This window comes from Paenibacillus montaniterrae (assembly GCF_018403185.1).
Taxonomy (GTDB): domain Bacteria; phylum Bacillota; class Bacilli; order Paenibacillales; family Paenibacillaceae; genus Pristimantibacillus; species Pristimantibacillus montaniterrae.
In genome coordinates this window covers 322,829-339,100 of record NZ_BOSE01000007.1, presented here as the reverse complement: position 1 = coordinate 339,100, position 16,272 = coordinate 322,829, and the positions used below count along the sequence as shown (strand labels likewise).

19 protein-coding genes are annotated in these 16,272 nt (G+C 34.2%); all 19 read left to right on the top strand.

Annotated features, from left to right (window positions below; translation table 11 throughout):
- Positions 1 to 426 precede the first annotated feature (426 nt).
- The 19 genes from KJS52_RS18935 to KJS52_RS18845 all read left to right on the top strand — a co-directional run bounded on the left by KJS52_RS18935 (position 427) and on the right by KJS52_RS18845 (position 16,153).
- Positions 427 to 1,188, top strand: coding sequence for a nucleotidyltransferase domain-containing protein (locus KJS52_RS18935; protein ID WP_213518243.1), 762 nt, complete (start codon positions 427 to 429; stop codon positions 1,186 to 1,188).
- 581 nt (positions 1,189 to 1,769) lie between these two features.
- Positions 1,770 to 2,225 (top strand): NUDIX domain-containing protein, encoded by a 456-nt coding sequence (locus KJS52_RS18930; protein ID WP_213518241.1) that lies wholly within the window; start codon positions 1,770 to 1,772, stop codon positions 2,223 to 2,225.
- Positions 2,226 to 3,142: 917 nt separating this feature from the next.
- The gene (locus tag KJS52_RS18925) at positions 3,143 to 3,421 is read left to right on the top strand and encodes a hypothetical protein (RefSeq protein ID WP_213518239.1); all 279 of its coding nucleotides are present in this window, start codon (positions 3,143 to 3,145) and stop codon (positions 3,419 to 3,421) included.
- A gap of 517 nt (positions 3,422 to 3,938) precedes the next feature.
- Positions 3,939 to 4,448, top strand: coding sequence for a GNAT family N-acetyltransferase (locus KJS52_RS18920; protein WP_213518237.1), 510 nt, complete (start codon positions 3,939 to 3,941; stop codon positions 4,446 to 4,448).
- Between the two features lie 55 nt (positions 4,449 to 4,503).
- A complete protein-coding gene (locus KJS52_RS18915) occupies positions 4,504 to 4,917 on the top strand; it encodes a GNAT family N-acetyltransferase (protein WP_213518305.1) in 414 nt (137 codons plus the stop codon).
- 215 nt (positions 4,918 to 5,132) lie between these two features.
- Complete coding sequence (locus KJS52_RS18910) at positions 5,133 to 5,942, top strand: MORN repeat-containing protein (protein WP_213518230.1); 810 nt, start codon at positions 5,133 to 5,135, stop codon at positions 5,940 to 5,942.
- Between the two features lie 282 nt (positions 5,943 to 6,224).
- The gene (locus KJS52_RS18905) at positions 6,225 to 6,683 is read left to right on the top strand and encodes a hypothetical protein (RefSeq protein WP_213518228.1); all 459 of its coding nucleotides are present in this window, start codon (positions 6,225 to 6,227) and stop codon (positions 6,681 to 6,683) included.
- A 34-nt stretch (positions 6,684 to 6,717) separates the two neighbouring features.
- Complete coding sequence (locus KJS52_RS18900) at positions 6,718 to 7,059, top strand: hypothetical protein (protein WP_213518226.1); 342 nt, start codon at positions 6,718 to 6,720, stop codon at positions 7,057 to 7,059.
- 163 nt (positions 7,060 to 7,222) lie between these two features.
- Positions 7,223 to 9,208, top strand: coding sequence for a glycosyltransferase family 39 protein (locus tag KJS52_RS18895; RefSeq protein ID WP_213518224.1), 1,986 nt, complete (start codon positions 7,223 to 7,225; stop codon positions 9,206 to 9,208).
- 243 nt (positions 9,209 to 9,451) lie between these two features.
- A complete protein-coding gene (locus KJS52_RS18890; protein ID WP_213518222.1) occupies positions 9,452 to 9,928 on the top strand; it encodes a hypothetical protein in 477 nt (158 codons plus the stop codon).
- Positions 9,929 to 10,017: 89 nt separating this feature from the next.
- Positions 10,018 to 10,473, top strand: coding sequence for a hypothetical protein (locus KJS52_RS18885; RefSeq protein ID WP_213518221.1), 456 nt, complete (start codon positions 10,018 to 10,020; stop codon positions 10,471 to 10,473).
- 97 nt (positions 10,474 to 10,570) lie between these two features.
- Positions 10,571 to 11,323 (top strand): GNAT family N-acetyltransferase, encoded by a 753-nt coding sequence (locus tag KJS52_RS18880; RefSeq protein ID WP_213518219.1) that lies wholly within the window; start codon positions 10,571 to 10,573, stop codon positions 11,321 to 11,323.
- Positions 11,324 to 11,365: 42 nt separating this feature from the next.
- Positions 11,366 to 11,662 carry a hypothetical protein gene (locus KJS52_RS18875; protein ID WP_213518217.1) on the top strand — a complete coding sequence of 99 codons (297 nt, stop codon included), beginning with the start codon at positions 11,366 to 11,368 and terminating at the stop codon, positions 11,660 to 11,662.
- Between the two features lie 130 nt (positions 11,663 to 11,792).
- The gene (locus KJS52_RS18870; RefSeq protein ID WP_213518215.1) at positions 11,793 to 13,292 is read left to right on the top strand and encodes a serine hydrolase; all 1,500 of its coding nucleotides are present in this window, start codon (positions 11,793 to 11,795) and stop codon (positions 13,290 to 13,292) included.
- Positions 13,293 to 13,730: 438 nt separating this feature from the next.
- Positions 13,731 to 14,348, top strand: a complete 618-nt coding sequence (locus tag KJS52_RS18865; RefSeq protein WP_213518213.1) for a hypothetical protein — start codon at positions 13,731 to 13,733, stop codon at positions 14,346 to 14,348.
- A gap of 108 nt (positions 14,349 to 14,456) precedes the next feature.
- Positions 14,457 to 14,873, top strand: a complete 417-nt coding sequence (locus KJS52_RS18860) for a GNAT family N-acetyltransferase (RefSeq protein ID WP_213518211.1) — start codon at positions 14,457 to 14,459, stop codon at positions 14,871 to 14,873.
- Between the two features lie 189 nt (positions 14,874 to 15,062).
- Positions 15,063 to 15,371 (top strand): hypothetical protein, encoded by a 309-nt coding sequence (locus KJS52_RS18855; protein WP_213518209.1) that lies wholly within the window; start codon positions 15,063 to 15,065, stop codon positions 15,369 to 15,371.
- Positions 15,372 to 15,436: 65 nt separating this feature from the next.
- Positions 15,437 to 15,751, top strand: coding sequence for a hypothetical protein (locus tag KJS52_RS18850; RefSeq protein ID WP_213518207.1), 315 nt, complete (start codon positions 15,437 to 15,439; stop codon positions 15,749 to 15,751).
- A 120-nt stretch (positions 15,752 to 15,871) separates the two neighbouring features.
- Positions 15,872 to 16,153, top strand: coding sequence for a hypothetical protein (locus tag KJS52_RS18845; protein ID WP_213518206.1), 282 nt, complete (start codon positions 15,872 to 15,874; stop codon positions 16,151 to 16,153).
- Positions 16,154 to 16,272: the final 119 nt, after the last annotated feature.

The following is a 16,272-nucleotide window of genomic DNA, read 5'->3' as shown; positions in this document are numbered from 1 at the left end:
AGGCAAAAGACTTCTTGCTGTGTAATTCTTACACGAACTGTCGGAACGACAGGGTTAGCTTGGTGAATTTCTCTTCGTTAGAAGAGACTACCCAAGAATCTCGTGACTTTAGTCATGAGAGGTTCAAATTTATATTGGAGACAAGGTATTGCAAGTGAAATCTCAACCCGGAATACCCAATCATTTAAATAATTTATTAGAAGAATGAAGAATAACTATTTAACTACATTCAAACTTTTATGATTGTGTGTTCAACTAAGCGAATACTTCGTATAAGACCACATTAATGCATCTTCGCATGCGCTCTTTGATCACTGGTGATGCTTTTTGCTTTTGATAGAGAAGCTGATTCAAGTACCTACCCTGCAAGGTTAAGTTTACGACCCGTTGCGCTTCACTTAAGTCTTTCAAAGGAGATACAAGTATATGTTTTCATTGCAGAATATTGAAGGAGAAGCAAAACCGATAATTGAACAAGCGGCAAATGTATATTACAAACACACTAAAAATCAGCTTATAGGAATTATCATTCATGGTTCAGTAATAACTGGTGACTTTATTCCCGGTTGCAGTGATATAGATATTAAATTGTTAATGAATGTCACTAACCTGGATTTAGGAAAATATTACGATATTCATAAAGAGTTAGCCAAGATTGACGTGACCCCTTTTCGGTATATTCAATGTGATATTATAGGCAAATCACTGCCTAAGAATTATGCAGGTTTTGTAAGTGGAACCTATGAAGTAATATATGGTGAAAATTTTATCCCAGATATGCCACCCGAACAGATAAGAGAGAATTCAATTAAATCAATAAGATCAATTGATGTTTTTCCAAGATTTGCATATGAAAGTTTGTTAGATCACGGTGGGAATCGTTTGTCCCAGAATACTAGATTGATGATTACTAAAATATGGCCTACTTTAAAAAACTGTTTGATAATTGAGGGTAATGACCCTATTCGTGTATGGAGGTTAAGCAAAGTAGAGGCTATTAATGAACTCAGGAACATGGATCTAAAGTCTATGTTTGAGAGATTTCTTAACAGTGTTTATGATTATTACCCAGACGAAAAAGAGGTAGATTGTGCTTTGAATATTTTACGTTTGGGGATGGAAATTTTAGCAAATATAAAAAGATATTGTGAGGGGCTCGAAGAAGGCAGCCACATCTTAAAACACTGAATTAAAGCAACGTCGCATACGCTCCTCGATTACTGTGGCGGTGTGCTTTTGGCAGATAAGTTTATTCATGTGACCCTGCAAGGCTAAGTCTACTATCCGTTGTGCTGCAACCCACTTAAGCCTTTTGTGTTTATTGAAGCAAGTACGTTAGACGATATCTTTCGAAAGCAAAAATCTCTTTGAAGGATGATCATATGCTAAGATTAAAAACCAAACAAGATTTTTTAAATCTATCTTTACTAGGAAAGATTTCAGTATGCATTTTGTTTACTTCATTTATTATGGTCTTCATTCTTTTTATCCCTTACTCATTTAATAAGATAAACGATATAGTTTATAGTTCAATATTTATAATCTGTACGGGAGTTTGTATTATATGTTCATCGATTGCTAGATATGATCAGATATATTTACAGAAAAAATCGAAAAAGAGTTTACGAATATTAATATTAATTTTAGAGATTATTCTAATAACACTAATAATATTCGTGTTTTTAAGTCAAGTTAAAACATAACACAGCCTTCACGCATCGTGGCATACGCTCCTCAGTCACTGGTGATGCTTCGTACAGGAGAATAAAATGAAACCTATAAGAAATTCAGCAAAAGCAATTATTATTGAAAATAATCAATTACTTTTAACAAGAAATCAAGATGAGCAGGGATTTTTCTATCTTTTCCCGGGTGGTGGACAAGAAAAAGGAGAAGAATTAAAGGTAACTGTCGAAAGGGAATGTAATGAAGAATTGGGTTGTGAAGTGGTAGTAGGAGATATTGTTTACATTAGAGAATATATAGGCAAGAATCATGAATTTGCAGAATGGGATTATGATGTGCATCAAGTAGAGTTCTATTTTGAATGTAGAATCAAAGAATCAGTAGAGAAATTTATAGGAACGAATCCAGATAATAATCAAGTAGGTGTCGAGTGGATTGAAATAGATAGCCTAAATAAATTAAGAATTTATCCAAGTAAGTTATCGGAGAAAATAATGAATAGACATCAAAAGGGATGTTACATGGGTGACACAAATTAGAAGGGAAATCATCGATTGTGAGAGATATTTCAAGGGAGCGACGACTTCAGCTAACACTGAATTCGTAACGTAGCATTCGCTCCTTGGTCACTAGTGATGTTGGCAGAGAAGCTGATTCATGTTACAACCTACTGTAGGCTCGTGAATGCAAGAACGTTATCGGGAATTTAGTGATATAGACAGAATATTAAAAGCTTTAGACGAAGAGAATAGACTGATAGAAGCATCTGAAAATTATCCCGAGTGATTCGAAGGAGCCAGCAACACCATCTAACATAATTCATGCATCGGGCTTTCGCCCTCGGTCCAGATGAGGGGGTTCGGAGAGGCATAAATGACCAGACATGTCCGAGTCCGTCGGACTTCGTGTATGTGTAATTGCATTAATAGGTTAAGAAGGTGATTCAGTGGAGGAAAGGAAATATAAAAGTTATTTTTATTACTTCATGTTACTTATAAGTCCTCTCATACTAATAGAGATATTATTATTTTTCATATATCCTATCAGCGGAATAGTAAGAATCATTACTTTTCCTCTGACCGTAATGATCAATGGAATAATCATTTTATTATCATCGAGTGTGGTTTATTATTTGATAAAATATACCCGATTTAGAGTAATGGGGCAAGTTATTATAGGAATAACAATATGTTTGACACTTATCTTTAGATTATGGATTCATCAATACATCTACTGAAAATTATAATCGAGGATATTTAAAATATGGATTAATTATTTGAAAAAGTTAAAAACCGATTCTTTCTGTAGTATATCGATAAGAATACAACAGCAAATAACACAGCATTAACGCATCGCCGCATTCAGTCACTAGCGGTCTTTTGATAGAATGAGAACGCTATGTGAAACCTCCGAAAAATCTAAAAACTTTAAAATCTTAAACCATTAAGGAGAAACTATGAAGAATTCAAATTTATTAATTGCCTGTCTGATACTGGTAATTTGCTTTTTGATCTATCAAGTGTTTGATTTGAAGCAAGAGATAAGATCAGTGGAAAGTTCGCAGCCTCCAGTGGTAGTACCTAATGGGTTTAGCATTTATGGACAAGTCAGTGGGACTAGCAATGAGGATGGTTTCTGGGTATATAAAGATGATGAGAAGAATGTTTATTTTTTTGATTACGATCCAGAAACTAAAGAAATCACAAAGATTCAAAAAAGTATTTATGATCAGTAAAACCGCATCGCGCCCGTCTCTTACAGGACTTAAGGTGGCGGGGCGTCGTTAATACATAGTGTTATGGGAATTACAGGTCTAAGTGGCACAGAACAGTGAAGTTCTATGAGGAGCTTGGATTCAAGATGTGGTATGTACAAATGTACCAGTAGAAAGCTGAATGTATTCAAGATGCCTGTTATTTCTGATCTCGAACGCCAATTAAATGAGTATTACGAAAAAAATAATTGGATTGAAATCGGTATATGATATTCAATCGGAGACGAAAAGTATAAAATCTATGAATCAAGTTGTGAATGATTATTTGATGAAGCGTGGTACTACGTATAACACAGCATTAACGCAACGTTGGATTTAATCCTAGGTTGAAAGAAGAAATATCAGGGAAGAAAGCTCACTAACACAGATACCCACCTAAGATAAGAGCAATCTAAGGTGGGTATCTGTCGTTATTTCAAGAACGTTTGAAGCAATCTCCACAAATCAAAAAAAACGGTGTAAAGAAAGGGAGATCAATATGAACCTACTTATTCGTAAAATAACTGAAAGTGACCCCATTATTATTTCAAATGCTTTTAAAGAACAAGGGTGGGAAAAGCCTGAATTACTATACGAAACATATATTACCGAACAATACAATGGGGAACGAATTACACTGATAGCCGAATTAGATGGTGAATTTGCGGGGTATGTAAATGTTATCTGGAATTCGTATTATCCCGCATTTAGGGAGAAGAAGATTCCCGAAGTGAATGATTTTAATGTCTTGATTAAATACCGTGGACTAGGTATAGGATCTAGGTTGATGGACAAAGCCGAAGAGATAATAAGTGAGAAGTCAGCGATTGCTGGAATTGGAGTCGGGATATTTTCCGATTATGGCGTAGCCCAAGTATTATATGTAAAGCGTGGCTACATTCCAGATGGTAAAGGAATACATAATGGAAAGGATTATGTTAAATACGGCGATAAAGTTCTGATTGATGATGATATTGTACTCTACTTGACAAAGAAATTAAGGGATTAACACGCGGTCTGGATCGACTACATAGACTCGGAGGAGGATTAACGTGTCCAATCATATGATATCTAAAAGCACAGAAGAAGAAAGCAAATATGTTAGAACCAAGCTTATTGAGTTCAATGCAAGTCAACTTCCAGATGATATTAAGAATAGATACGAAGAAATTAATCTCAACATTAAAGATGAAAATAACCAGATCATTGGTGGAGTGCTTAGTGTATTGTGTTGGAATTGGCTCGAGGTTGATATTTTATGGATTGATCAGACTCAAAGGCATCAAGGGCATGGCTCAAAATTGCTAATGGAAATAGAAAGAATCGCTAGGGAGAAAGAATGTACCTTTATTAAGCTTAATACCTTTAGTTTTCAAGCTCCTAATTTTTATAAGAAGCATGGATATCAAGTGATTGCAATTATTGATAATGCTCCAAAAGGACATAAACACTATTATTTAATGAAAGAACTGGTTTAAGGATATCTTGGACTTGGACCGCGTCACGGCCGCCCCCGTTGGTATTAAACCTATCGAGTTCGTGAATAAGGGAACGTTATGAAAGGATTTAAATTGAAAGAGGGTGTAGAATTATTAACTATTCTAATTTTGATTTTTTAAAGGGCAATTTCACTGAACTATTTCTTCTTGCTAAAAACACCGAAAATTTGATCTCAAAAGATCCATTTGCTGCAATGGTTAATATTCAGCAGATAATGAGAACTGTCCTTAATATTATAGTTGGTAATACTGGGATAGTTACAAGTGATCTACATATGGATGGAATTATCCACGCATTATGGAAGAATAAGCTGATAGAGGATAACATGTATGAACTATCAAGGGAAATTGAACTTTTCGACAGTAGAGAAAGTGAGATAATCGTTGATCTGTCTAAGATCGAACAAATTTTTTATAGATTGTATGATTTTACTGTCTGGTTTTATAAAACGTATGTAGATGACACTTTTGTCCCTAGCTCATTTATTAATCCAGTTTTAAAGAAAGCTCTTCCACTGGTTACTCAGCAAGAAACGGAAATAGAAGTACCAGTTCAATTTATAGATATTGATGGACGTGTCCACCAAGGAGAGTGGATTAATAGCCTAAAATCACTCGATAATTATGCGATTAATAATTATGAAAACGGTGAACGGTATGAAGGCCAGATCATTAAGAAAATGAAGCATGGTAAAGGAATTTATACTTGGCTGGATGGTACAGTATATATAGGATATTGGAGTAATGATCTTGAACATGGTTATGGCGAAAAGATATATGCAAATGGAGATGTTTATCGAGGATACTGGAAGTACGGAACTTTTGATGCTCAAGGGACGTATGTCTGGAAAAATGGGCAGTCTTATGAAGGGCAATGGAAAGATGGATTTGAGCATGGATATGGGACTAAAACAACAGCGAGTGGTATAAAAACTCGAGGCTTTTGGAATTATGGTGAGTTTGGACATTTTACTGACCAATTGAATGATATTAGAAAAAAATAGTTCAACCATTTATAATGTATGGATTGGAGGATACTCTCCAATTATTTCGCTTCGAGCAAATGATTATTATGAATAATCTACTAAAGCAAGAGCTCACTGACACAGACGCCCACCTAAGATACGAGCAATCTAAGGTGGGCGTCTGATTTTCTTCTACAAAAAAGAGGAATGGGGGGATTTAATGCCGCTTGACATAAGATGAAAAAGATAAGAAGGAGCTGGAAAAATGTTTTAATGAATGTCGCAGATCAAGATATTAGAAGGTAGAAGAGGGGAGCGAATATGATAAAGACCTATAATATAAAAGTACCACGATCCAATTATTTGCAAATCATATTGTTTGTATTCTTATTAGGAAATACTATACGTCTAGAATTGTTATTAGATAGTAGCGATTCTATCATTCTCAATTTATTAGTGTGGTTGGGGATATCGACAGCTTTATTCGTAATCATCGTAAAACTATACTTACTTGCCCGATTTGGAAAAGAAATAGTAATTACATCAGACAGCATTAAAACGAAAAACAGAGAAGTTCCTATAAAGGATATAGAAAAGATTATAGTAGAAGGGTACTTTACACAAAACATTGGAATTAAAAGAGTCGGAAAAAAATTGGTATCATCGGACTTACATTTTAGGTTTAAGAAGGAGGAAGAAAAACAAGTGGAAGAATGGACAAAGTGGGCAGAGCATAATGGTATTCCAGTTGTTGAAGGAAGGATCATTAAGTGGATATGAAAAAGATGTTTATTAAACTTGGAGGCAAGTCATTATGAGCAAAGGCAGGGTTATACTTCTCGGTCTTGTCATCTCTTTATTAATACCTATTATACATTTAATAACGTTAGAAGCCAGCACATCCTATAAAAACTCAACGCAATCAGGACGTTCCAATATTAGTATAATGAAGCAGCCCGTTCAAGAGGGAGCAGTTGTTGATGTCGAAGATGCAGCTAGATACTCGCAAGGACATCTACACATATTTTATTGGTATTCCTATACAGCTATCGATTTTTTGAGAGATTTTGTAGTGAGTATGCTAGTTTATTGGCTTATTGTAGTTGTCCTTCGAGTATTAAGGCTAAAAATCTTAAAACATAGAAAAATTAGCTGAGGTAAAGGTATTGTTTCATGTTAACGCAAGAGCGAAGTAAGGCTGAAGGTTAAATTATTATTTAACAACTCCTATATTCAAATAAGGCCGGTAGTATTATTATAATAGTATAGTAGAGAGCAAATTGTGTAAATTATAGAATAATATATAAGGAGCAAAATTAATGAAGCAAATTGTTAACTGGGTTAAGGATTATAAATGGTTTTTGGCTATATTCTTACTCGGTGCTGCTATTCGATTATTTTTAATACATATTGTTCCGCCCGGTCTTAATCAAGATGAGGCTTCTATAGGGTATGATGCCTATGCTGTTCTTCATTATGGGATCGATCGCAACGGCTACTACAATCCCATTCATTTTATCGCTTGGGGCAGTGGACAAAATGCGTTATATGCTTATTTATCGATGCCATTCATATATTTGTTTGGCTTAACCCCGTTATCTGTTAGAGCAGTTAGCATTATATTTGGAATTATAGGCTTGCTGGTTTTTTATTTACTATTTACTCGAATCCATCATAACAAGCTATTTGCGCTGCTAGGAATGTTTTTACTAGCGATTAGCCCTTGGCATATTATGATGTCTAGATGGGCGCTAGAATCTAATTTATTTCCCAGCTTAGTACTTATTGGCGTGTTATTGCTGTACACCTCCTTTGAGAAAAATAAATGGTTCCCAGCAGCTTGCTTTGTATTCGCTCTTTCTTTATACGCCTATGGAACGTCTTACTTTTTTGTTCCCGTGTTTTTAATCATTGCGGTTGGTTACGCATTATTCTTTAAACGATTAAAAATCAAACAGCTAATCCTTGGTATAGCCGTATTTATCGTTACGTCTACACCGATACTTTTGTTCGTGCTAATCAATCGACTGAAGCTTGCATCGATTGATCTAGGTCTATTTACAATTCCAAGGCTGACAGGAACTCCAAGATTCGATCAAGTTTCTTCTGTATTTTCTGGCAATATGCTTCAACAGGGAATCGAGAACTTTAAAAAGTTCATCGTTATGTTCTTAAAACAGGATGATGGACTAATATGGAACTCACTTCCACCGTATGGCTTTTTATATATTTTTTGTATCCCATTATTACTTATTGGATTAGGAAAAGCGGTATATTCACTAAAAGACAGAAGATGGAATCATGAATTTGTTATGCTGGCTTGGTTTATATCAGCTATTGCGATGGCATTTATAACCGATGTAAACATTAACCGTATTAACATTATCTATATCCCTTCGATCTATTTCGTTGCAACTGGAGTGTGGGTGCTCAGAAAGAAATTTGCAGCTACTTTTATTCCTATCGTAGCCGCTTTTGCTATTTGTTTCGTAGGCTTTACAAATGATTATTTCACAAAATTTCCTGATAAGGTCAGCTCTGCTTTTTTTGAATCATTAGGAGATGCCCTGCAATATGCAACGAATGAAACAGATGGGAAGATAGCCGTAACGAATACTGTTAATATGCCTTACATATTTGCATTGTTTTATGAAAAAACCGATCCGAAAGTATTTCAAGATACGGTGCAGTACGTAAATCCTGACAGTCCTTTTCAATCTGTATCCTCATTTGGGAGATATTATTTTACGGACGAACGGGAAAATGATCAGCAAATCTCTGCTTTTGTAATACCTAATTCAAAGATTAGTCAGTATCAGGGAGGCGAGTTCAAGCTAGAAACCTTCAAACACTATTCGGTTGCTGTTCGTCATGCAAACAGTGATGAGACTGCTGAATTGAACGCTTCAGAGCTTAATATCATTAAAGACTCAAGTTTCGAGTCCGAGGATGGAGCATGGCACTTTACAGGAAATTCAGGCATAGGCACAAATCGGCCTGTTACTGGTAGCAACTTGGCATATTTAGATATAGGTAATGAAAATATTATAAGTCAGCAGCTTACGGTAGAACAGGAAAGAACGTACACCTTCTCCGCATTTGTCAGTGCAGGTGGAGACGGTGGGAAAATAGGCATTAAAGTGGGCAACACTGTACTTGCAGAAATGAACATTCCATATGAGTACGATTATTTGTCGCTGTCACAAGAAGTTACGCTGAGTGCCAATGAACCTATAGAAGTATATGTTATAGGCGGTAATGGATGGGTTAATGTAGATGATATAAGTTTAACGCTAATGAAATAAACTGAGTGAGATGGCTGGCTCTATAGCTCTACGCAGCGGACTTTGTCACAGATAGCTCACAGTTAGACCAAGTGATCTTACACTTGGTCTTTTTCTTTTGCATGGACATTTGGTTAGTAGAATCATATTTAAATAAAGCAATAACTGGAAGCATATGTTAAAATGAATGCATATAGCGAAAATCAAAAAAATCTGCGTATCTTGCAGTAAATATTAAATTCAATGTCTGGATGAGGTGAATGTATGGAAGTAGAAAAGAAAAGATCAGAGTTTACTCTTGCGAATATTTATTCGTGGAGAAGTTTCTATTTATCTTTAAGTATGTCGATGACTTTTCTTATTTATTTAAGTGTAGCAATACTTGTCGAATCAGACGTTAAATATGTAACTATGATATTTTTAGGTAGTATTTTATTAGTTATATTTATTTTAATGCTAAGCGAATGGAAAAAAGACACGAAAATAATAGTAAACGCAGAGAAGATAATTTATAGATCAGAAGAGTTAAATCCGGCTGAAATTGAAGAAATTATATTTGTTAATTGGATTATCGATATTAAGAGAAAAAAGGGAATTAGATCATGTATCAGAATAGCATTAAAGAACAATGAGGAGTTTGAAACATTTAAGAGCAGAATAATTGAATATGGGAATTATAATAACATAAGGATTAAAAGTGATTCATTTGAAGAAAGTGAGGTGTTCCTGTACCATGATTGAAAAAATCACTTTCCCCGATCCATCAGCACATCCTGATTGGATTACTCCACATAGTTCCGAATGGTATTCATTGCTGAATGATACTTTAGGTGAATATAGATATCCATGGAAGTCTAAATTTAATTTACACCAAAAAGGGGCCATGGCTATATCATGAAGCATCTCGTATCCTAAAGCCAGGAGGAGTGATGATTGGTTTATATCACAGTGGAACGGACGGAGGTTTAAGAAGTTATTTTCCTGGCTTATTTAGTCCGTTGAAAGAAGATCCATATAATCTTGAACAAATAGAAGCAAAACATCAATTTAAGAGAAGTATTGGATTAACTGACTTTAAGATACAAGTAATAGAAGAAATTGAATACTTAGAAACTCCAAAAGATATATTAATTAAAAAATGTTATGGACAGAAAGATTCAGTAAAAACCTTTGTGTGGAAGCATTGTCTAGAGGATGTAGAAAAAATATTTAATAGATACTCTACAGATAAGGGGCTAAAAGTCATCAACTATCATCATCTCGTGATCGCTACCAAATCTTGTTGAGTGACCCGTTACACTCTTCTTTAGCCTGTCGGGTTGTGTAAGTTAGAAAAAATTGAACTACATATAGAAATTAAAGGATGAAGAAGGTGCTTATTTAATGAACTCACAGCTAGAGATTGTGAAAAATAAGATCGGACAAAACGGCTGTTACTGTATGAGGAGTATGAAAAATCATTCAGGTTATTTAAAAAAGCTTAAATGGACTGAAGAAAACTTTGATCAAGGATTAGAATATTTGCAAATCAAAGATGGAAAAAAGACGTTAGGCTTTATAGAATACTCCCCTGGCCAATATTCTTGGAGAGCCATTCATGCAGACAATTATATGGTAATTCACTGTATCTGGGTAGGAACTCCCGGGATGGGGCTTGGTTCTCAGCTCATTCAGTTATGCTTGGAAGCTGCCAGACAACAGAAAATGAAAGGAGTAGCTGTATTAACAAACTCTGATACCGGATGGGCGCCTAGTAAAGAGTTATTTATCAAAAATGGCTTTTCTTTCGTCCAAAGTGGGCCTTATTCATTTGAACTTTATGTTTATTCATTCGAAGATACGTTGCTACCCTATTTTCCTGACAATTGGAGTCAGCGTTTGGCAAGGTTTTCTGAAGGACTGACTATATTAAAAACAAATCAATGTCCGTATTTGGAAGTAGCTACAGAGAATCTTATAAAAGCAGCGAATGTAGCAAATATTCATCCGCACATTATTTATTTTCAAGATCGAACACAGATGATGGAGTTATCACCTACCCCTTACGGCGTATTTAATGTGGTTTATAATGGAAGGTTAATTGCCTATCATCGAATGACAGAGAGGTCTTTTTTGAAAGCTCTTCAAAAAGAATGAGTAAATTTGGATTGTATTAGAAGGATTTTATGGAGGAACACCATGAAGATTATTTCAATTCTCTTTTATAAAAAATTTGATTATGTAGTATTTCCGATTGGATTAATTGCAGGCTTAATAATAATTGTAGATTTATTTTACACAACAAAGATAGATGCTTCTATGCAGTGGAGTCAATTATTTATGGTGTTTTTATATTATTTTGCTACTAGAGGAAGGGCAGAAAGGAATTTTTTGATGCATGGGATTGAACCTATAATAGTCCTTTCGTTTTTCGGATTTTTAGTTGTATTTATGTTCCTTACTAATATGATATTTTTGATGAACTTACTAGTATGAAGGGCGTTCATGGAGGGGGATAACATCGCATTCACGCTGCGGGCCGTTTACGCGTCCCCTGGTCCGCCAGAGGATATTCAAGGATAAAAATTAGGGGATTTTTAGAAGACTTACAATAGGGAGAGCCGCATTGAAAAAAATACTAAGTAAAACAGGCACATCAACAATATGTGTCATCCTGCTTATCGCAATCATTACTACAATAGTGTGTTGGGATGAACTCAGGAGTTTGATAAGGACAGGGAATTATGATAATACGGATCATATGGTAGAAACCATAATGGTCAAATCAGCGACTCCGGGGGTAGCTGTAGTAGTATCTGAGCAGGGCAAGACAGAATATAAGAATTACGGATATGCAGATGTTAATAATGAGAAGAGGATCAATGAAGAGTCATTATTTGAATTGGGATCGACTACAAAGGCATTCACGGCTTTGGCCGTAATTCTATTAGAAAATGAGGGCTACTTATCTCTTTCGAATTATGTTACAGATTATATTCCATCCTTTGAGCCTACATTTAAGGAGAAGAAAGTTAATATTACAATTCATCAGTTGTTAGCTCATACAAGTGGAATTCCACCTTGGAGTATTCGGTTAATTCCTGAAGGTACTACGGATGATATGCTAGAAAAAACGATACAAAATGTATCAGGCATTGCATTAGATGCGCATCCTGGGACAGCGTATAATTATGCTACAGTTAATTATGATATTTTAGCTTTAATTATTGAAAAAGTTACAGGTAAACGTTATCAGGATTACGTGACTGAAAACATACTGGTTCCTTTAGGAATGATGGATAGTTATTTTTCAACAGGTCAGGAAAAGGAATCTGATAAGCTTACCAAAGGATATCGTGTATTTTTTGGAAGAAGCTTAGAATATGATGCTCCTAGATATTATGGGAATATCGCTGCAGGATATTTGGTAACAAATCCAAAAGATCTAGAACGCTGGATTAATGCCCAAATGGGGATAGGCGACATACCAGATCATTTATTGAAAGCGATACAACAATCTCATCAAGTCGACATCCAAACGGCGGGGTACGAAGATGAAAATCAATACTATTCATTCGGATGGAGTATTGATACCAAAAATAGAGTTGTTAGTCATAATGGATCTAATCCTAATTACTCCTCACAGGTTCTTATTGATTTAGAAAAGCAGCAGGCTATATTTGTTCTGGCTAATTTGAATTCAACTGCACCATCGCAAATTGCTAATAACATATATGAGAATATGAATGGAAATGACATGAATAAATTTAATTATGATGACGTGTATCTATTAATTGATTTGGTATTTTCATTCTTAATAATCGTAGCCGTCGTTATCTTATGCGTCCAAGTAATGAAACTCTTTAGGGGACTAAAACTAAATATTAAAGATGAAAAGTCAAGATTCAGAAAAAGGACAGGAAGTATTATCTCACTAATTTTAAGCATTATGCTTTTGGTATTGGTAATGATCTTGCCTTATTTATTAAACAGTAGTTATTTGATGACATGGGTGTGGATGTCATATTCAATATTTATTTGGATGGGTCTTACTTCTATCAATTGTATTTTATCGATAATAATTAATATTAAAAAAATCACATACAATCGTTTGTCTGAATTTTGATTTGCATCTTTAAGGAAAGAATAGGTATATTTCGAAGAAGTCGCTAACATCTGATGTACAGCATTACTGCACACTGAATGAAAAACATAACTTCGGTACGACAAGTTGGCTGTACTGTATCGTTAGGATATAATCAAATAAAGGCGGTCATTCATTATATATGAACATTTCTAATGATGAACCGGATAAATTAATAAGAAGATTGTAGCCGAGTAGGAAACTATCGGATATCGTATGAAATTTTGAATGCTAGAAAATTGTCATCTTTATTTTCAAGATCGGACCTCCTTGCGACGTATATAAATACTATCAAGAGATACCTGACGAATATGTGTAGTCGGGTATTTTTGTTTTTAGAGGTGTTCGCTGGTATTAAAGGAAGATGTTATGAGAAATCGGTGAGATTTGAAAGCTGGTGATTAATAGTTGATTAGGTGAATGCTTAAGCAAAATAATACAGGAGTTGACTATATGCTCGTAGTTCACTGGTCCCCAGTAAATAATTCAAAAAACATTTTAAAAAACGGCATTAATAAAAATCAAAATGGTGTGTATTGCTTTCCAATAACAGGTCATTTCTCAATTGATAAATGGTGGATGAAAGCATTAAAGAGGTATAGAAAAGATGGAAAAAAATATAATGGTTTTGTATTCAGATTAAAGGAACAAGATTTACCAGCTTATTTCGGACATTTCATTGGCACTACTACAAAGGATAAATTCGAAAAGCCTATTAAAACGCTTTATGATCTTGGTAAAGAAATACAAAATACAATTATTTGGCGCATTGGTGAAAGTACGCTCCAGAGTACGAGTGAAAGACTGAGAAACGATCTAGATTACATACAACTGGGACGAGAAGAGTTACAGAAAAGACCAAAGCTATATACGGAAACATTAAACGATGCTGCAATTATGGAATATATACTAGAGGATTATCAAATTGTAATAAGTAAATCTATAGAATCAAGCAGGATTATCCGTGTAATTCCACCGACAAGAGAATTTGGAAGAGTTTTATATAAGAACAAGAAAGAAAGATATCTTGAAGAATAGTATCAAGGGCGCAAGTGCATTCGCTCCTTGGTCGTTCGCTGCGCTAACTTAGGCCTTTCGGGTTCGTTGATGTGAAAATATTACAATGAAAAAGTGAAGTGTGAATTGATGATTAACTTAAGGGATTATAACAATCAAGAGGAAATAATAACATTACTAGCTGAATGTATGTATCCAGATGTAGAACGAGTAAAAAGGGAATACGAACGATACAGGAATGATCAAAATAGAATATTGTTAGGAAGAATAGAAGGCAAGAATTTGGTTGGAATTATCGGAGTAATTTGGTTAACCGAGAACGAAGTTGAATTAAAACACATATCAATCAAAGCAAGCAAGAGAAGACAAGGATTAGGGAAAAAACTAATCTATGAATTTATAAAAGAAAATCAAATTAAAAGAATAGAAGTAGAAACAGACAAGAACTCTGTGAACTTCTATAAAAAGATAGGTTTTAAGATAACAAGTCTAGGAGAGAAGTATTCTGGAGTAGAAAGATATAAATGCATAAAGGATTGCTATTGAAAGTGGTTACAAGTAGTAAACACACGTAATGGATTTCGACTTTAATTCCAATAGAATTAGAAAAGACAATGTTAATACAATATCTACCCAATTCTAAGTATGTAATTTATATAACAGTAAGTAAAAGTTAATTCTGAGATGTAGTTGACTTCATATTGACATAATCGAACAAAGAAAAGGACAACAAGTATGAAATTAATTAAAAGAGATTTTGAAAGCATAGATTTCGAGTGGACAGAAAATACTTTTGGTTATTTATCAATACCTGCATTTTTCATAGGAATAGTATTATTTAGTTTCCCAGATATTGTTTACAAAGTATTTTTGGAGTGTCAGTATCGAGTAATGAAACCCAATAGTGAGTTTGAGGATAATATCCCAAAGAAAGAGATACCAGCGATTATAGAAAAGATATTAAAGAGTATAGGAATGATATTGATTTTATTGGGAATCATTTGCTTTTGGTTCTCAAAGGATTTTTATGAATTGATATTTTGAGAAAAGAGTGTTATCGGAATGCCCGAAGGGTGATTGAATATCTTAATTCAAGGTCGGTGAATTTCATGAAAAACATTAAATTTAAGTTCTCTTTAATCTTTATCATTTTAGGTATTTGCATTATTACAATATCTAAGATCGTAGAAGAAATAGTCCCCAAGTTAGGTTTTGCAGCATACCAATCAGCAGCCGCTGGTTCATTTTCTCACGAGGATTATTATGTAAATCTAACACTAAACTATTGGATAGGAGCATTATGTATTCTGAGTGGAATTATTTACTTAATAAAGAGCTCAAATATTGTAGAAAATCAAATCGCAGAGATTAAATTAAGAAATAAGGAATTAGAAGAGAGATTTAAAAATAATCAACAAGAATAAACTAATCAGTGTACCAGAAGAAAATCAATAAAGTATTGAAGTAATTGAGAGGTGATTTAGATTAAGATAAAAAAATTATTGAGGTTTATTACAATAGGTTTAAGTATTAGTTTAATCATAATGCTAGTAACTAAGCCTTCACACGAAAAATTTGAAAAGTGGATTTTACAGGAATACGAAATTAGTTGTGAATTTGATATGAACTTATTCGATGTATGTGATAAGGATGAGAAAAGAATTGATTTTAAATCCTCTCATTTTCGGAACTCAGTATTTCTTGCCTCATATGAAAAAAAATATGAATATGAAAACGGTGAAAAATTGACGATTAGAACGCTTGGTGCAGTAGGTATGCTTTTTAGAATGAATGAAGGATTCTTGTGGGATCTATTGAACAACTAATATTTAAATAAAAACTCTTTATGCGAAGTTTAGTGTTGTAAAGCAGAATGTAAATAGATTGGTAGCTATTGATACCAATGGTCCCAACTGAATAAATATTAATGAATTAGATTCTATGA